Annotated in this window: 13 protein-coding genes and 1 pseudogene; 6 read left to right on the forward strand and 8 right to left on the reverse strand. The window is 62.0% G+C overall.

Translation table 11 applies throughout. The features are described from left to right. Positions 1-76: 76 nt before the first annotated feature. Positions 77-1,540: a M20 family metallopeptidase gene (locus AB6809_RS11665; RefSeq protein WP_006046943.1), complete on the reverse strand. Its 1,464-nt coding sequence runs from the start codon at positions 1,538-1,540 to the stop codon at positions 77-79. 208 nt (positions 1,541-1,748) lie between these two features. On the opposite strand from AB6809_RS11665, the gene AB6809_RS11670 reads away from it, so the two are divergent. Beyond that, entirely contained in the window at positions 1,749-2,060 is a 312-nt protein-coding gene (locus tag AB6809_RS11670; protein WP_006046942.1) for a superinfection immunity protein, read from the forward strand. Positions 2,061-2,094: 34 nt separating this feature from the next. On the opposite strand, the gene AB6809_RS11675 is transcribed toward AB6809_RS11670, so the two are convergent. The 3 genes from AB6809_RS11675 to AB6809_RS11685 form a co-directional block, all read right to left on the reverse strand. Beyond that, entirely contained in the window at positions 2,095-2,364 is a 270-nt protein-coding gene (locus AB6809_RS11675) for a YodC family protein (protein ID WP_006046941.1), read from the reverse strand. Between the two features lie 495 nt (positions 2,365-2,859). Beyond that, positions 2,860-4,527, reverse strand: coding sequence for an MFS transporter (locus AB6809_RS11680; RefSeq protein WP_371026724.1), 1,668 nt, complete (start codon positions 4,525-4,527; stop codon positions 2,860-2,862). Positions 4,528-4,558: 31 nt separating this feature from the next. Continuing rightward, positions 4,559-5,197: a TetR/AcrR family transcriptional regulator gene (locus AB6809_RS11685; protein WP_006046939.1), complete on the reverse strand. Its 639-nt coding sequence runs from the start codon at positions 5,195-5,197 to the stop codon at positions 4,559-4,561. A gap of 449 nt (positions 5,198-5,646) precedes the next feature. On the opposite strand from AB6809_RS11685, the gene AB6809_RS11690 reads away from it, so the two are divergent. Further along, complete coding sequence (locus tag AB6809_RS11690) at positions 5,647-8,061, forward strand: filamentous hemagglutinin N-terminal domain-containing protein (RefSeq protein ID WP_371026725.1); 2,415 nt, start codon at positions 5,647-5,649, stop codon at positions 8,059-8,061. A gap of 219 nt (positions 8,062-8,280) precedes the next feature. Next, positions 8,281-9,726 carry a DEAD/DEAH box helicase gene (locus tag AB6809_RS11695; protein WP_029965686.1) on the forward strand — a complete coding sequence of 482 codons (1,446 nt, stop codon included), beginning with the start codon at positions 8,281-8,283 and terminating at the stop codon, positions 9,724-9,726. Between the two features lie 76 nt (positions 9,727-9,802). Here the strand turns inward: AB6809_RS11695 and AB6809_RS11700 are convergent, their stop codons facing one another. Then, positions 9,803-10,684, reverse strand: coding sequence for a LysR family transcriptional regulator (locus AB6809_RS11700; RefSeq protein WP_029965687.1), 882 nt, complete (start codon positions 10,682-10,684; stop codon positions 9,803-9,805). Between the two features lie 294 nt (positions 10,685-10,978). On the opposite strand from AB6809_RS11700, the gene AB6809_RS11705 reads away from it, so the two are divergent. From AB6809_RS11705 to AB6809_RS11715, 3 genes are read left to right on the forward strand one after another with little or no spacing between them, the layout of a single operon-like run. Continuing rightward, complete coding sequence (locus tag AB6809_RS11705) at positions 10,979-11,473, forward strand: SRPBCC domain-containing protein (protein WP_029965688.1); 495 nt, start codon at positions 10,979-10,981, stop codon at positions 11,471-11,473. Positions 11,474-11,500: 27 nt separating this feature from the next. Next, on the forward strand, positions 11,501-12,010 hold the full coding sequence (locus tag AB6809_RS11710; protein WP_029965690.1) for an SRPBCC domain-containing protein: 510 nt from the start codon (positions 11,501-11,503) through the stop codon (positions 12,008-12,010). A gap of 5 nt (positions 12,011-12,015) precedes the next feature. Then, positions 12,016-12,810: an SDR family NAD(P)-dependent oxidoreductase gene (locus tag AB6809_RS11715; protein ID WP_029965692.1), complete on the forward strand. Its 795-nt coding sequence runs from the start codon at positions 12,016-12,018 to the stop codon at positions 12,808-12,810. Between the two features lie 19 nt (positions 12,811-12,829). Here AB6809_RS11715 and AB6809_RS11720 read toward each other — a convergent pair. The 3 genes and pseudogenes from AB6809_RS11720 to AB6809_RS11730 form a co-directional block, all read right to left on the reverse strand. Continuing rightward, a pseudogene (locus AB6809_RS11720) lies at positions 12,830-14,007 on the reverse strand (alpha-hydroxy acid oxidase). Then, positions 14,007-15,677, reverse strand: coding sequence for a thiamine pyrophosphate-binding protein (locus tag AB6809_RS11725; protein ID WP_029965693.1), 1,671 nt, complete (start codon positions 15,675-15,677; stop codon positions 14,007-14,009). The pseudogene AB6809_RS11720 and the gene AB6809_RS11725 overlap by 1 nt, the downstream one beginning before the upstream one ends. 71 nt (positions 15,678-15,748) lie before the next feature. Then, a complete protein-coding gene (locus AB6809_RS11730) occupies positions 15,749-17,119 on the reverse strand; it encodes an MFS transporter (RefSeq protein WP_029965696.1) in 1,371 nt (456 codons plus the stop codon). Positions 17,120-17,220 lie beyond the last annotated feature (101 nt).

The raw sequence follows: 17,220 nt of genomic DNA on the forward strand, positions 1-17,220 counted from the left end.
GAAATCGAGCGCTCGAGTTGGGCACTTATCGGCAGCGAAAATTAGCAACGAAGATCAGCAACGAAAATCCGCCCCCTCAAGGCGCGGCTGCAATCACCTCAGCCACCGCCGCCGTAAGTTTCCTGCCATACGGCACATGCAGAAACTCATTCGGGCCGTGTGCATTCGACTTCGGTCCCAACACGCCGCACACCATGAATTGCGACTTCGGGAAGCCCGCTTTGAGCACGTTCATCAGCGGGATCGTGCCGCCCTGCCCCATGTAGGCGACATCGGCGCCGTAATGCTCGCGCGATGCGTCGTTGAGCGCGGTGGCGAGCCACGGCGCGAGGTCGGGCGCGCTCCAGCCGCTCGCCGCGCCCGCGTCCGGCTTGAACGTCACCTTCGCGTTGTACGGCGGGTCGAATTCGAGCAGCGCCTTGAGTTCCGCGACGGCCTTCTCCGCTTCGATCAGCGGCGGCAGCCGCAGCGACAGCTTGAATGCGGTACGCGGACGCAGCACATTGCCGGCGTCGGCGAGCGCGGGCAAGCCGGCCGCGCCGGTCACCGACAGCGACGGACGCCACGTCGAATTAAGCAACGCCTCTTTCGGATCGGTCGTGGTGGGCAGCACCTGACGGCCGTCCTGGCCGCAAGCCCACGGCAGCTTCTTCCACACATCGTCGCCGAGGATTTGTGCAGTGGCTTCGGCTTCACGCAGACGGTCGGCGGGAATCGGGCTGTGAAAACCCTTCGGCAGCAGCGTGCCGTTAGCGGCGTCTTCAAGCCGGTCGAACAGTTGCCGCATGATGCGGAAGCTCGACGGCGCGATGCCGCCGTAGCCGCCCGAGTGAATGCCTTCGTCGAGCACCTGCACCTCGAGATCGCCGGCGACGAGTCCGCGCAGCGACGTCGTAAGCCACAATTGATCGTAATTGCCCGCGCCCGAGTCGAGGCACACGACGAGCCCGACGTTGCCAAGCCGTTCGCGCAGCGCGTCGACGTAAGGCAGCAGGTCGTAGCTGCCGGACTCCTCGCAGGTTTCGATCAGGCCGACGCAGCGCGGCCGCTCGACGCCTTGCGCGTCCAGCGCGGCGATCGCGGTGATGCTCGCGTAGATCGCGTAGCCGTCGTCGGCGCCACCGCGCCCATAGAGCTTGTCGTTCTCGAGCTTCGGCGTCCACGGACCCAGGTCGCTGCGCCAGCCGTCGAACTCCGGCTGCTTGTCCAGATGGCCGTACAGCACGATGGTTTCGTCGCTGCCGGAACGCGTGGCAGGCGTCTCGAAGAAAATCACCGGCGTGCGGCCCGGCAAGCGCACGATCTCCAGCTTCAGGCCGCGCACCGGCTGCTGCTCGACCCATTGCGCGGCGTCGGTAATCACGCGCTCCAGGTAACCGTGCTTGACCCACTCGGGATCGAACGCCGGGCTCTTGGCCGGCACCGCGATGTAGTCGGTCAGCGCGGGCACGATCTCGTCGTTCCATTTGCGGTCCACGAACTCGCGGAGTGTGTCGGGATTAAGGCGCTGCGTCTGCTGGGTCGTATCGTCGGAGATCATGGTCGCGGTCCGTAACGGTTTCGTTCACTCGAAACGAACATGATAGTCCTGATGGCGAATGTGCTGAAGGGTTCGTCGCTTATCGGTGCAGTGCTGCACGCGCGGAAGCCTTTCAACGAAGCTGCACGTGGCAAACAATCGCGCGACAATCGATGTGAGGTGCCTACGTCGCGTAAGACACGCAGGTCGCGTTTCGGGGAGGCGGCATATGAATGAGCGTGTTGCCATTCAGATCATCGCCGTGGTGATCGCGCTGGCGCTGTATTTCCTGCCGGCGATTCTGGCCGACCGCCGCAAGCGCGTCGACGTGCTGACGCTCGCGCTGTTCAACGCGTGCATGGGCTGGACGGTGCTTGGCTGGCTGCTCGCGCTCTACTGGGCGTTGCAGCCGAACCCGCCGAAGGATCTCGCGGGCGAGGTGGTGGAAAAACGGAAGCTGGTGCGGATGCGCGCGTTTTCGTCGGCGCTGCTGCTACGCGTGCAAAGACGCGACACGGCGCGCGATCATCCCGACAGATAACAAGCGCGCAGCCGTGCGCTCACAGACGACGGCCTTACGCCGCGCGGCCGATCCGGTTCCACTGCACGGAGCCGGCCGGAATGCAGCGCGGCTCGGCGCGCACGCTGGAAGGCGAAAACATTTCGCGACGCAGTTCGCCGTGGTCGTCGAACCATTCGCAGATCAGCCACTCGCCAGGATTGAGCGCCACCGGTCCCGCATACGTGACAGTCATGCGCGGGCCTCCGTCTTTCAACGTGACGACGTCGCCGGCGGTGAAGCAGGCGGGCGGCGCGGCAAGTGCGTCAATGGTAGCGGTTAGCATTTTCAATCCTCTACGGAACCGTTGGCAGTATTTGAATGATTGCGCCAGGCATCGGTCCGACTTGTTCGGGACCGACTGAAGAACACCTCTAAAGCGCGTTCAGATTAACAATCGAAATTAAAGACGGCAAGCGCTTTTTATTGAAAGCGATTTCATAGCGACGATAAAGACATTATGACGCACTGCAATTGCGGGTTAAACCGGAGGCGCTCCCCGCAAGGCCCGCGGACAGCCGTCTGCGGGAGCGCACAGACCGCAAGAATTACTGCCACGGGCCGTGGTGCGGGTAGAAACTGCATGGCCAAAAATGCTTCATAAGTGAAACAGATTTCGGCGCGGATAACGACGCGATGCTATTTTCCAGCGATTCTCAATTACCTATGAATGACTCGCTCATCGGTAAATGCGCTGCAATTAAAAATGAAAACCGTGTGAAACAGCTTAATAATTTTCGCGATGTTATAGCGATGAAAACGATTACCTGGCGCGTCGTTTTCAAAGCGTGCGCGCCGAGCGCCGCAACACGAGCTGCTGATGGCGCAGGAGCAGCACGCTCAAGCCGATGCAAAGAAACATCAGCACCGCGTTAATGGCCAGGCTCAACTGGAACGCGTGGGCGTACGCGGCCGGCGTCGAACCTGCGCCGCTCCCGCCGAGTGCGCCGAAGAATGCGCCGCTGATCGCTGCGGTGCCGAACGCCGAGCCGATCTGCAAGGTCGATGAAACCACGCCCGACGCAAGCCCCGCTTTTTCCGGCGCGACTTCCAGCAGCACGATGCGCATGATCGACGGCAGCAGCAAACCATGACCGACGCCCGCGCACACGAGACCCGCGTAGAACGCCAGGTCCGGCGCGGCCGCTTCGCTTGCGGCCCAGCCGGTTATCGTGAAGCCTAGCGTCATCATCGAAAAGCCCAGCGTGAGCACATGCCCGCCGATGCGCTTCACGACCGCCGGCGAAGTCAGCGGCCCGATCACGAAGCCGATCGCGAACGGCATGATGGCGATACCGGACGCGAGCGGCGTCCAGTGAAGGCCGGTTTGCAGATAGATGCCGTAGGTCAGGAAAAACGCGCTGTTGCAATAGAACAGAAACGCGAGCACGAGGCCGAGCGCGAACGCGCGATTGCGGAACAATTGCAGATCGACGAGCGGATGCCCGCCGCCGCGCTCCACGCGCTTTTCGGTGGCGACGAAGAGCGCGAACGCCGGCACCGCGAGAGCGAACATCGCGAAGGTCCATGCGGGCCAGCCGGCTTCGCGACCGTGCGTCATCGGATAGATCACGAGCAGCAACACTGCGGAAAGCAGCGCGACGCCCTTCATGTCGAGGCCGGTGCGCGTGGCCGGCTGGTTCTCGGGCACGAACTTCCAGGTGCCGAAAAACGCCGCGACGCCGATCGGAATATTGATCAGGAAGATGATTCGCCAGTCGAGGCCGAACGGGTGATACGTGATCAGCGCGCCGCCGCCGAGCTGCCCGACGATCGACGAGAGGCCGAACACGAAGCCGTAAAAACTCATCACGCGGGTTTGCTGATGCAGCGGCACGACGGCGCGGATCGTGGCGAGCACTTGCGGCGCCATGATCGCCGCCGCCATGCCCTGGACGATGCGCGAGATCACCAGCATGTGGCCGCTCGTCGCGAAACCGCACAGCGCCGACGCGATCACGAAGGCAGCCATGCCCGTCATGAACATGCGGCGCCGGCCGAACAGATCGCCGAGCCGTCCGCCGGTAATCAGCAGGACCGCGTACACCGACGCGTAGGCGGATACGACGAGTTGCAGTTGCGCGTCGGTCGCGTTCAGGCCGGTGCGAATCGACGGCAGCGCGAGATTGACGATGAAGTAGTCGAGCGGCGCGAGAAAAGCGCCGACGAACAGCACGGCCAGCGCGAGCCCCTGGCGCGCGAAGCGCGGCGCGGGCGGGTCGGCCGCAGGCGCGGTGTGCGCGGTGTGCGCGGTGTGCGCGATGTGCGCGGTGTGCGCGGTGTGCGCGGTGTGCGCGGTGTGCGCGCCGTGCGCGGCGCTCGCCGCAACCGAGCCGGGACACACGGCGACACGCGAGGCGCTGCAACCTGCTGCGCGTGACACGCCGGCCAAAGCAGCGGACGAAGAGGACGAGATAGACGAAGACGGCGAAATAGGCTCAGATTTCATGACTGATCGTTCAATAAATCGGCAAAAAAATTTAGACGAGGGCCCGCATCGCGACATCGACGATGCCGGTCAGCGCGTCTTCCTTATGGGCGACGCGGCCCAGCACACGCAGACCCTGCATGACGCACAGCAGGAAATCGCCGACGGCTTTTTCGTCGAGCGTGGAATTGAATGCGCCGCTTGCCTGACCGCGGATCACCGATGCGGCCAGCAACGTGGCCATGCGGCGCTGGATGGCGGCGACGCGGCTGCGCAACTCGTCGTCGCCGGGCTGCATTTCGAGCGTGGTGTTGGTGATGAAGCAGCTCCGCTCGCCGGACAACCCGCAGGCGACCCGCGCGTAATGCAGCAATGCGTTGCGCAGCGCCTCTTCCGGCGGCACCGGCGCGTTCAGCCGCTCGGCGAGACGCGCCACCGAACCCTCGGCGTAATGATCGAGCGCGGCGAGCATGATGCCGTGCTTGTCGCCGAATACGCCGTACAGACTGCCCCGCTGCAGACCGGTGGCTTTGCAAAGGTCGTCGATGGAGGTGGCGTGATAGCCGTGGTTCCAGAACACCTGGCTTGCGCTGGCGAGCACGGCGTGCGTGTCGAACTCGCGTGGCCGGCCGCGCGAGCCGATAGGCCCCGCCTTCTTCGGCGACGAATGGGGTTGACCGGTTGGCTTCATGCAACCAATATTATGACTAACCGTTCAACAAATCAACCCGGAATCTCGTAGGCTGCGCGGCGCGTGCATTGTCACTTGTCCCTGCACAATAGACCGCAAAAATTGAGCAATAGCCTCGGAAACGCCGCTGGACTGCCGCGCATTAGGCCTCGAAAAATGAAAGCTGTTTCGAATCTTTAGTGGTCGGCTGCTCTCGCGCAGGGTCGACCATGGATACTCACCGTTGCAATAGCTCGAGACGTCTTTGCCTCGCCCGCAGAGCCGCACCGACGCTCGATCAGCGTCTTTGGCTCTTGCGACAATAAGGCGCAAATAAGGCGCAAAACGCAGAGATATCGGCAGGCATGCACAGGGCCAGCAGCTATTCTTCAGACGCTGTGACCAACGCATTTGCGCTCGGCTCTGCGGGTCATCTGCAGCCCTTCCGCTCGTACGCGGAGAAGGGGTGTATGTCACGTCCAAAACTTCCTCGGCCTGCGCGACGCACACTGCGGCGTCAACATTCAAACGCAGCCTTCCTGCTGGCCATCGGCATTTCGCTGAGTGGGCAGTCCCTGACACCTGTGGCGCTCGCGGCGGGCGGCCTTCCACAAGGCGGCACATATGTGGCCGGCACCGGCGCGATCGCAAGCCAGGGCAACGGCCTCCTGATCACGCAGCCAGGTTCAACGCGCGGGGTGATCGACTGGAACAGCTTTTCGATCGGCAAAACCAACAGCGTCACGTTCGATAACGGCTCCGGGGCGACGCTGAACCGGGTGACGGGTGGTTCACCCTCTGCCATCCTCGGCAGGCTCGGTGCGACGGGCAGCGTCTATTTGATCAATCCGCAGGGAATCGTCGTCGGACCATCGGGCGTTATTACGACCGGCGGACGTTTCGTTGCGTCGACGCTGGACATCTGCAACGACGCCTTCATGCAGGGCAGAGGATCGCTCACGCTGTCGGGCACCTCGAACGCATCCGTGATCAATCTCGGCAAGATCAGTTCGAGCGGCGGCGACATATTCCTGATTGCGCGACACGACGTCGTCAACGCCGGCACGGTCGCAGCGCTCAACGGCACGGCGGAGCTGGCCACGGGCGAGCAGGTGCTGCTGCAGGATTCGGCCGGCAGCAAGCAGGTGTTCGTGCAGACAGGCAGTCAGGGCACGGTCTCCAACAAGGGGCGGATAACCGCCGCGCAGGTCAGTCTGCAGGCCGCCGACGGCAACGTGTATGCGTTGGCAGGCAGAGGCACGCGTATCCGCGCGACGGGCACCGCGAGCCGCGACGGCCATGTGTGGCTCGTTGCCGACAGCGGCCATGTCGGGCAGTTCGGCAAGATCGCCGCAAGCAACGCCGACGGCAGCGGCGGAACGGTCGACACGCAAGCGGCGCAACTGGAATTGGGCGGGCACGCGGTGGTGCATGCAGGCCTGTGGAATCTCTCGACGCCTGCTTTCACAATCGACGGCGCCGCTGCGCATGCGTTGCGGCGCAGCCTGAACTCGGGCACGTCTGTCGATATCACCGCGACGGGTGCCAACGGCGCGACGGGCGACCTGGGTGTCGCATCGAGCGTGCGCTGGCACGGTCCCGCTTCTCTCACGCTTGCCGCCTACCACGACGTCTCCATAGCGACGAGTACGACCCTCGCGAACGACGGCGCAGGCAATCTGACCTTGCGCGCCGACGCATCGGGCATCGACAACGGCGGCAGCGTCATCAACAACGGCACGATCGACTGGTCGAAGAGTACGGGCATCGTCCGCGCGCTCTACGACATGAACGGCAGCTATACCGCCGGGACAAATCTCGCAAACGCCGCATGGACAGCGGCTCCGTATAGCGGTCTCGTCACGCAGGTGACCGGCTATAAGCTGGTCAATTCGTTGACCGACCTGCAGAACGTCTCGCTCGACCTCGCGGGCAACTATGCGGTGGGCAAAGATCTCGACGCCAGTGCGACCGATACCTCATTCGCTTTCTCTTCGCTCGGCAATGCCACCACTCCCTTCTCCGGACAATTCGACGGCATGGGCCACGTTATAGACAGGTTTTCACAGCGCGAACAAGGTTCGCCGGTGCCGGGGCTGGGACTGTTCGGTGTGATCGGGCCGACGGGAGTCGTGCGCAATGTGGGGATGACGAATGCGAAGCTCAGCACGTATGTCTATTTTCCAGCGGGAATCGCTTTCGGCATTCTGGCCGGCCTGAACCAGGGCACGATCACGTACGCCTATACGAGCGGGACGCGCGGCACCGCATCGTTCGAAGGTGCGACGAGCGGTGGACTGGTGGGACGCAACGACGGCCTGATCGAGCGCTCGTGGAGCAGCGCGTTCGTCGGGTCGGCCGGTTTGCTCGGCGGACTGGTCGGCCTCAATGAAAGGACAATTCTGCAATCCTATGCAACCGGCGTTGCGAGTGCGGGCAATCACGGCGTGGCCGGAGCGCTGGCAGGCTTCAACGGCGGTAGCATCTCCCAGTCGTATGCAACGGGCACCTCATATGGCAGTCTGAGCACCGGCGGCCTCGTCTATGAGAACGCCGGCACAATCGAGCAGTCGTTTGCGGCCGGGCTGGTGCAAGGTTATTGCTGCGCGCCGCCGGATACGCCCACCAGCTTCGGCGGCATCGCGGCGTACAACCACCCGGACCCCAACGCGGGGATCTCCGCCAACGTCTACTGGGACAAACAGACGACGACCCGCAGCGTCAGCGCCGGAACCGGCCCGCAACTGCCGGCATCCAACGGCCTCACCACCGCGCAGATGAGCGATCCGGCCAGCTTCGTCGGCTGGGACTTCGGACCGACCGGCGCGTGGGTCATGCCGGCCGGCGCGAGTCACCCGGTCCTGCGCTGGCAACCGGGCCATTAACCGGGCCATTGGCCGACCCATTCACTTTCGCACCGAGCCGCCCTTCTTTCGTCCTGGCGGGATGTGGCTGGTTGCGGCCAGTGGCGCCTTCGCTGTTGATGCAATTTGCGCTGCCACTGGCGGCAGTACTGCTCAACGGTGTCTCGTAGTACAGCTTGTCAGCGCGGCGCAATCAGGCGGTAACCGCTAGAATCTGCGGTTTTAGACAGGAATACGCCAATGTCTTTTGCGTCGCTTGGCCTGATCGATCCCTTGCTGCGTAACATGCGGGACCTCAATTACCAGACACCTACGCCGGTGCAGGCCAAGGCGATTCCTGCTGTGCTGAGTGGCAAGGACGTCATGGCTGCGGCACAAACCGGTACTGGAAAAACGGCGGGTTTTGCGCTGCCGCTGTTGCAACGGCTGGTGCAACAAGGTCCGGCGGTGTCGAGCAACCGCGCGCGTGTTCTGGTGCTGGTGCCCACCCGTGAACTGGCTGAACAAGTGCTGCAAAGCTTTATCGATTACGGTAAAGGCCTCGATTTACGATTTCTGGCCGCCTACGGCGGTGTGAGCATCAACCCGCAGATGATGAAGTTGCGCAAAGGCGTGGACGTGCTCGTTGCCACGCCGGGCCGTTTGCTCGATCTCAATCGCCAGAACGCAGTGCAGTTCGATCAGGTACAAACGCTGGTACTGGATGAAGCCGACCGCATGCTGGATCTGGGCTTTGCGCGCGAGCTCAACGCTGTGTTCGCTGCGTTGCCCGCAGAGCGCCAGACGTTGCTGTTCTCCGCCACGTTTACGGATGATATCCGCGCCCTGGCGGCGGGCATTCTGCATGGCCCCGTCGACATCAGCGTCAGCCCGCCCAATGCCACGGCCAGCAAAATCAGGCAGTGGGTGGTGCCGGTGGATAAAAGGAACAAGCCTGATCTCTTCATGCACCTTGTGGCTCAGAACAACTGGGAGCACGCGCTGGTGTTCGTCAAGACCCGCAATGGCGTGGATTACCTGGCGGCCATGCTGGATGAAGCGGGCTATGCGGTCGACACCATCCACGGCGACAAACCGCAACCCGCGCGCATGCGTGCGCTCGAGCGCTTCAAGACGGGCGAAGTCAATATGCTGGTCGCCACCGATGTGGCTGCGCGCGGGCTGGATATCGACGACCTGCCGCTGGTGATCAACGTTGATCTGCCGATCGTGGCGCAAGACTATGTGCACCGCATTGGCCGTACCGGCCGCGCTGGCGCCAGCGGCGTAGCGGTGTCCCTTGTGTGTGCCGACGAAGCGCCGCAACTGGCCGCGATTGAAGCGCTGATCCGGCAAACGCTGCGCCGTGAAGAGGAGCCGGGTTTTGAAGCCGAACACCGCGTGCCGCAAACCAGCGCGATGGGCGAGACCATCAAGAAACCCAAAAAGCCCAAGAAGCCCAAAGCGCCACAGGCTGCGCCGGGCGCCAGCCAACTGACCAGCAAAAAGCCGCGCCCGCAAATTGGCGAAAGCAAACGCAAGCCTGCAGCGCAGCGCGTAGTGGCGGCAGATAAAGCCACAAGGTTGTCCAGCGGTAGTCCATTCAGCGTGCAAAAGCCGCGCAGCAAAGCCGCCAGCAAACCAGCTGCGAATTCAGCCAAGCCGGCTGGCAAACTCGCTGGTGGCCGCGGCAAACGCCAACCCTGACCCGTGGGGACGAGTAACCGCAGCCCTGGAACAGCGTGGCGGCATGCGGCCCGCTGGCAGGCAAACCGTCCTGGAGCTAAATCCGCTCCGCGAGCGCACCGGCCAGAAAATCCGTCGCACTGCGCACGCGGGTCGGCACAAACCGTCGCTTGGGCCAGATCAAGCTGACCTCCCTTGGCTGCTGTACGAAATCATCCAGTACGGTGACGATGTCCGATTGCTGGAACTCGCCGACCAGCGAGGCGCGGTGAAACATGCCGATGCCGACGCCGCCCAGCACGCCCGCAAGAATCGTCTCCACGCTATTGGACGACAGATTGCCCCGCACCGGCAAACTGAACGGCCCCTGCGGCCCGACGAACGGCCAGTCCGTCATCTCGCCATAGACCAGACAGTTGTGATCCGCGAGATCGGCAGGAGTCCGGGGTACACCGTGCTGCTCGAAGTAACGGCGCGATCCGGCGCACACGAGTGAGGTGGCAGCCACACGACGCACCACCGAATCGGGCTCTTCAGCGGGACTCACGCGAATCGCAAGATCGATCCTGTCTTCCACCATATCCCGCACGGCGTCCGACAGCACCATATCGATGCGCAAGCCAGGATGTCGCGCCAGCAATCCGGGAATCAGTGGAAGCACGTGCAGGCGACCGAACGTCGACGGCGCCGCGATCCTGATGAGGCCCGAAACCTCGAGCGTGGTGCTGGTCAGCTCGCTATCCGCCACCTGGATTTCGTCCACCAGTGGACGCATGCGGTCGTAGTACAGCCGCCCCTGATCGGTCAGCGTCACCTTGCGCGTACTGCGATGGAGCAGCGCCACGCCGAGGCGCTTTTCCAGCGCGTTCACGGCCTTACTGATGGCGGACTGCGACTCGCCAATCCTTCGCGCGGCTGCGGAAAAGCCGCTTGCCTCCACGACGGCAAAAAATGCGTTCAATTCGTCAAACCGATCCATCCCGCGACTCCGGCTACGTCCATTCGACAACTAATTCCAGCGTGGAATAGATCCTATGATAGTTCGCGTGATTATCATTCGATTCGGCGCAAATTACTATTCTCCGCAAGCTAACTCAAAGCAGGAGCACAAAGATGAACTGGGCTCGCTCCGCGTAGGCGGCTCGCTCGTACAGGCGAGAGGCCGCAACTGGGCACCGCTCATCTTCCAGAATCTCATCAAACCCGAGTGAGTCCCGCGCCGGGCCTCACTCGGCAGCATCACAATCCATCGCTCACCCGTTAGAGAACCACCATGTACGAAACAATCAAGTGGCCTGAGGAGATGAAACCGAGCCGCTCTCCGATCCATTTCACCAACGAGCTCGAGGTCTCGGCATCCGTCGAAACAATCTGGTCCCTGCTCACCGATTTCAACTCCTGGCCAGCTTTCTATCCCGGTGTTCAGCACGTGCAGCCGCTTGACGGAGGCGATCACTTTGGCCTTGGTACGACATTCGAGACGAACCTCGCCGGCCAGGACGTCTTCGCATCCGTGCAGGAGTTCGAGCCGATGACCCGCATCGCGTGGGGCGGCTATCCCAAGGTCTCCACAGCGTCCAGGGCCTACCACGCCTGGATCATCACGCCTACCGCAAGCGGGTGTCATCTGTGGACCGAAGAGACGATGCAGGGACCGCACTGGCTGGAACTCGCGAAGCAGGCACCCGATGCGTTCTGGCTCACCCACGAGAAGCTGCTCAGGAACCTCGCCCAGATCGCCACTGCGCGTGAGCATTCCCGCGGCTAACCCAACCGAAAAAGAGGGATTCGATACATGATCGACAAAGTCAACTGGCCGGAACGCTATGACCCGCGTACCTCGGCAATTTACGCGCTCAACGACATCGACGTGAAAGCGCCACCGGAAGTGGTCTGGAAACTGCTCGTCGACGCCGAGCGCTGGTCGCGATACTTTCCGGCCGAAGATCAGGTCCGGATATTGTCCGGCGAGTCGGAACTCGCGCTCGGCACACGCTACAGCCGCGTGACGGTCGGCTATCCGATGTCACTGGTCGTCACTGAATGCGTGCCGAATCGCCGGCTCGCGTGGGCCACAACGGTCGATGGCGATGAAACGGGTTCGAGCGCGTATCACGGCTGGGTGATCACGCCGACGAAAGAAGGTTGTCATCTGCTGACCGAAGAGACACAGCAAGGCCAGTTCTTTGTGGAACTGATCGGTAGCAGACATCCTGGCGCGCTCTATCGCTATCACCAGGATTGGGTCGAATGCCTCGCCCGGGCCGCCGAAGCAGAACTAGAAGTAGAAGCAGAACGGAGATAAGCGCTATGAAGATCGAACTCAATGGCCGCAAGGCAATCGTTACGGGCTCCACTGCCGGCATCGGACGGGCAATTGCCGAAGGGCTCGCGCGCGCAGGCGCTGCGGTCGTACTTAATGGCCGAACCCAGGAGCGGGTCGATGCGGCGCTGCGCGAGATGCGCGCCATTCTGCCGACTGCCGAACTCACCGGCATTGCCACCGACGTCGCGACACCCGAAGGCTGCGCGGCCCTGTTTGCACAAGCGCCGGGGGCCGACATTCTTGTCAACAACGCAGGGACAGCGCGGCTGAACGACTTCTTCGCACAGGACGACAGCGAATGGCTCGACCTCTTCCAGCTCAACGTGATGAGTGGCGTTCGCACCGCCCGCTATTACGTGCCCAAAATGGCGAAGCAGGGCTGGGGGCGCGTCGTGTTCGTCAGTAGCGAGTCAGGGCTGAACATCCCGAAAGAAATGATCGACTACGGCGTGACCAAGACCGCGATGCTCGCGGTGTCGAGGGGGCTGGCCGAACTGGTTGCCGGCACGGGCGTGACCGTCAATGCCGTGCTGCCCGGCCCGACCAACTCTGAAATCCTGTCGAACTGGATGAAGGCGACCGCGCGAGAGCAAGGGATCACGCAAGAGCAGGCTGAACAACAGTTCCTGAAGAACTCGCGGCCCACATCGCTGATCAATCGTTTCGCCACTACGGACGAAGTTGCGAACATGGTTGTGTATGCATGCTCGGAGCAGGCGTCCGCCACGACGGGTGCAGCATTGCGCGTCGATGGGGGCGTGGTTCGTTCAATTGCGTGATTGCATGGGCAGATATTCACTATCCATGAGCCGCATGCCACGACTCACGCGAAACCTGCACAACAAAGTCCCTATTGAGCTTCTCGATCCTCGGACATCCCAGCAATGCGAGGTCTACGTCGATCTCTCTTCTTAGCAACTGCAACGCATGCCGAACGCCCGCATGACCGCCGACGGCCAGGCCGTACATCGCTGGTCTGCCCACGAGGACCATACGCGCTCCCAGCGACAGCGCCTTTTAACGTCTGTGCCGCGGCGAACGCCACTATCGAGGATAACCGGCATGTCGCCGGCAACGGCAGTAATGGCCGGAAGCGCATCGAGCGTGGCAAGCGCGCCGTCGAGCTGCCGCCCGCCATGATTGGAAACGATAATACCGTCCGCGCCTGCCTGTTTGGCCCGGAGGGCATCGTCGGGATGAAGGATTCCCTTCACCACCAGTGTCCCTTTCCACTGACTTCGAATCCAGTGGATGTCGTTCCAGCAGAGCGCTGCACGGCCACTGCGGTGGTCGCCGGTCGCGCCGGTGATGATCGGTCCGCCCCGGTTGGCCGTGAAGTTTTCGAAATGCGGAATACCTTGCGTAAGCAGCGTGCGTCCAAACGTCGACAGAAGCCATCTGGGCCTTGCCAGACCACCATAGACCAGGCGGCGGCTTAGCCGCAGCGGTACGCTGAAACCGTTGCGCAGTTCGTTTTCCCGTTGCGCGGCCAATGGCACGTCAACCGTAATCACGAGAACACCGAACCCGGCCCTTTCGATACGCGCGAGCAATGGCGTGATCGTCGATCGCTCGGCACTCAAATACCCCTGATACCAACTGCCGGGTGCTGCCATTGCCACCTTTTCGAGGGGAACGGTCGACGCTGCGCTCAGAACGAAGGGCACTTTCGCGTCGCGAGCGGCCGCCGCGAGTTGCAGGTCACCCTCATAGGCACAGAGCCCGGCGAGCCCCATCGGCGCTATTCCCACCGGCGACGTGTAACGTTGCCCAAAAATCTCCACTTCCTGCGAGCGCTCGGCGACGCCAGTGAGCATTCTCGGTACGAGTACCCAACGATTGAAAGCCGTGCGGTTTCCCACTACGGCGCGGTGGTCTTCCGCCCCACCGCTTACATAGCCGAAGATGCTGGCCGGTAGCCGCCGGGACGCGCTTCGCTCCAGGTCCGCGATCGACAGGTGATTGCTGAGACGCATCAGACCCCCGGACCGATAATCATATTTGGCGTGAGCAGGTTGGGATCGGTGCGCAGGACGAGAACTGCCGGGCGGCCTGCCTCGCGTGCGCGTTGGAATGCGTCTGGAAAGTCCACCGTGCGCTCAACGCGTTCCGCGTAAGCACCATAAGCGCGGGCAAGTCCGACAAAATCGGGACTCTGCAATGTCGTGCCAATGACCCGCCCAGGATAGTGACGATGCTGATGCATTCGAATGCTGCCGTACATGCCGTTATCGACAACGATCACAATGACTCGCGCATCGTACTGCACGGCAGTTGCCAACTCCTGACCGGTCATGAGGAAGCATCCATCTCCGGCGAAACAGACCGCAGGCCGATCAGGTTTCTGAAGCGCCGCGGCGATGGCGGCGGGCAATCCATATCCCATCGCGCCACTCGTTGGAGCAAGCTGAGTGCGCCAACCGCGATAACGGAAGAATCGTTGAACCCAAAGAGTATAGTTGCCCGCGCCGTTGCTTACGATCGCATCCTCGGGCAACGCTTCGTCGATGTGAGACACGACAGCGCCCAGATCGATTGAACCGCTATTAGGGGGAGGCGCGCGTCGAGCCTCATAGTCGGCGTGCGCGGCTTGCGTCCATTCGGCCCACACGGGCTTTGTCGGCGATTCAAGCCTGGCGACGGCCCGCGCAAATTCCGCCATGCCCGAATTGATGGGGAGATCCGCCCGGTACACACGTCCCAGTTCGTTCGCGTCGCGATGCACATGCACGAGCTTGACTGCCGGCGTTGGGATAGAAAAAAGCTCGTAGCCGAGTGTGCTCGTCTCGCCGAGGCGAGGTCCAATCGCAAGCAGCAAATCTGCTTCCCGTAAGCGCGCGGCAAGCGCCGGATCCATTCCCAGACCCGCTTCGCCGGCGTAATGTCGATCGCGGTTGTCATACAGGTCTTGTCGCCGGAATGTGCAGACAACCGGCAAATCGAACCTGGTCACGAACTGGCGCAGATCGTCGCAGGCCTCGCGGCTCCAGGCCCCGCCGCCGAGAAGAACGATCGGCTTGCATGCCTCGGACAGCAGCTTCTCAACGCGGGCCAACTGTTCGCTCGCCGGTTGCATCGTGATCGTCTGATAAGGGAGTGGCGGCACGACCTTTTCTACTGGTGCCGTCTCAACGAGCATGTCTTCGGGCAAGGCGATCACCACAGGCCCTGGACGGCCCGACGTTGCGACGTGGAAGGTCCGGCTGATCAACTCGGGGATCCGGGCTGCCGAATCGATTTGAGTGACCCACTTGGCCACCTGGCCAAACATCTGCCGGTAGTCGATTTCCTGCCACGCTTCCCTCTCGAGCGTATCGCGTGCGACTTGCCCAACAAAAACGATCATGGGCGTGGAATCTTGCCGCGCGGTGTGTATTCCGATTGATGCGTTTGTCGCTCCTGGCCCTCGCGTCACGAAACAGACGCCTGGTCGATTGGTCAGCTTGCCATGCGCCTCCGCCATGTTCGCGGCTCCACTCTCGTGCCTGCAAACCACGAGCTTGATGTCATCTGCGACATCGTACAGAGCGTCCAGCACCGCCAAAAAGCTCTCGCCTGGAACGGTGAAGATCGTGTTGACCGACTGCGCACGCAATGCATCGACCACGATGCGTGCGCCGGTAATGTCCCGGTTTTCGTTTGCCATACGTGTCTTTTGAAAAACAGTCAGAGTTTCGTCAGTCGCCCGTCCAGCACAAAGCTTCGCATCGCTAATCGTCACGCTCCAGGCATGCCGGCTTCGCTTCTTCGGCTCACCTCCAGGTTGCCTCGTGTTTCCGGGACGATGAATGCCCCGACGAGGAAGAGCGCCGAAACACCGAGAAGAAACCACGACAGCGTCGCGGGCAACTGCTGCTCGTTTGCTGAGAGAAGCGAGACGAACGTCGGCATCATGCCGCCAAGCGCAAATCCGATATTCCACGAAAGCCCGGTGCCGCTCGCCCGAATCGCTGTGGGGAAGCGCTCATTCAGAAAGATCAGCAGCGGCGCGTAACTTGCCCCGCCAAGAACTGCGAGGAGCAGCGTGTAGCCCGCCAATAGAGGCGCGCTGTCTGTCTTCGTCATCAATATGTACAGGATGGGAAGCAGTGCAAGGCGCAGAACACCCGCTCCGATGAATACTTTTTTGCGGCCGAAAAAGTCACTCGCCGCACCGATTGCTATCGCTGCTGCTATTGAAAGCAAACCGGTCGCCATGAGAATGGTTGAAGTCGTACCGTTCGGCAGGTGCTTGACGACCTTCAGGAAGGTCGGCAAATAGCCAGAGCAGAGGTAATAACCTGCACCGCTGGACGTTGTCATGATGACGTTGACGATCATGACCCGGCGATATTCGGCGGAAAAGAGCGTTCGCAGCGGCGAAGATTGCTTCGACACGGCGGCCTTGCGTGCAGCCTTTCGCGCATGCTGCTCTTTCCAGAACGGAGACTCCTCGAGTCTCAGGAACAACAGCGCGCCGAGGAGCGAGGTTATCAATCCGGCAAAGAACATGACGCGCCATCCCCACACTTCGAATTGCGGACCCGGAAACAGCGCCGACGCGATGAAAAAGACAATAGAGGCAAGCAGTCCGCCGATGCCCGCCCCACCCCCGCCGATCAGGCCCGAAACCGCGCCGCGCCAGTGAGGCGGCACGGATTCGGTCCCCAACGTGTGCGAGGAAGCAACGACACCGCCCACAAACACGCCCTGCACCAGGCGAAGAAGCACAAACAGGATTGGCGCTATGACACCAGCCTGTGCAATCGTCGGCAGCGTCCCAAACACGGCCGTGCTTATGCCCACGCCGAACACGGCAATCTGCATTGCACGCTTGCGCCCATTCCGGTCCGCGTACGATCCAAAGAGAGCGGAGCCGATGGGCCGCATCAGCAGCGTCACCGCGAACGACGCATACACGCCTGCGAGAGACAGCGTTGGATGATCCGATGGAAAGAACAGTTTGCCGACGACAGGCGCGACATACAGCAGAATGAACAGGTCAAACAGGTCGAGCGCCCATCCAAAACAGGATGCGGCGGCGGCTATAACAATGCTTCTATTGCTTTGCGTCGCCGTATTCCGCGCGCCAGCTAATGTCGTTTCCATCAATTGTCTCCTTCAATGTACGTCGCCAGAAACGTCAAGTTGTGGCCGGTAGCCGTTCTCCGCGGCGTCATGTTTGTTTGTTGTTGCGCTGCGGATAGTTG

It is taken from the genome of Paraburkholderia sp. RCC_158 (genome assembly GCF_041355255.1).
Taxonomy (GTDB): domain Bacteria; phylum Pseudomonadota; class Gammaproteobacteria; order Burkholderiales; family Burkholderiaceae; genus Paraburkholderia; species Paraburkholderia graminis.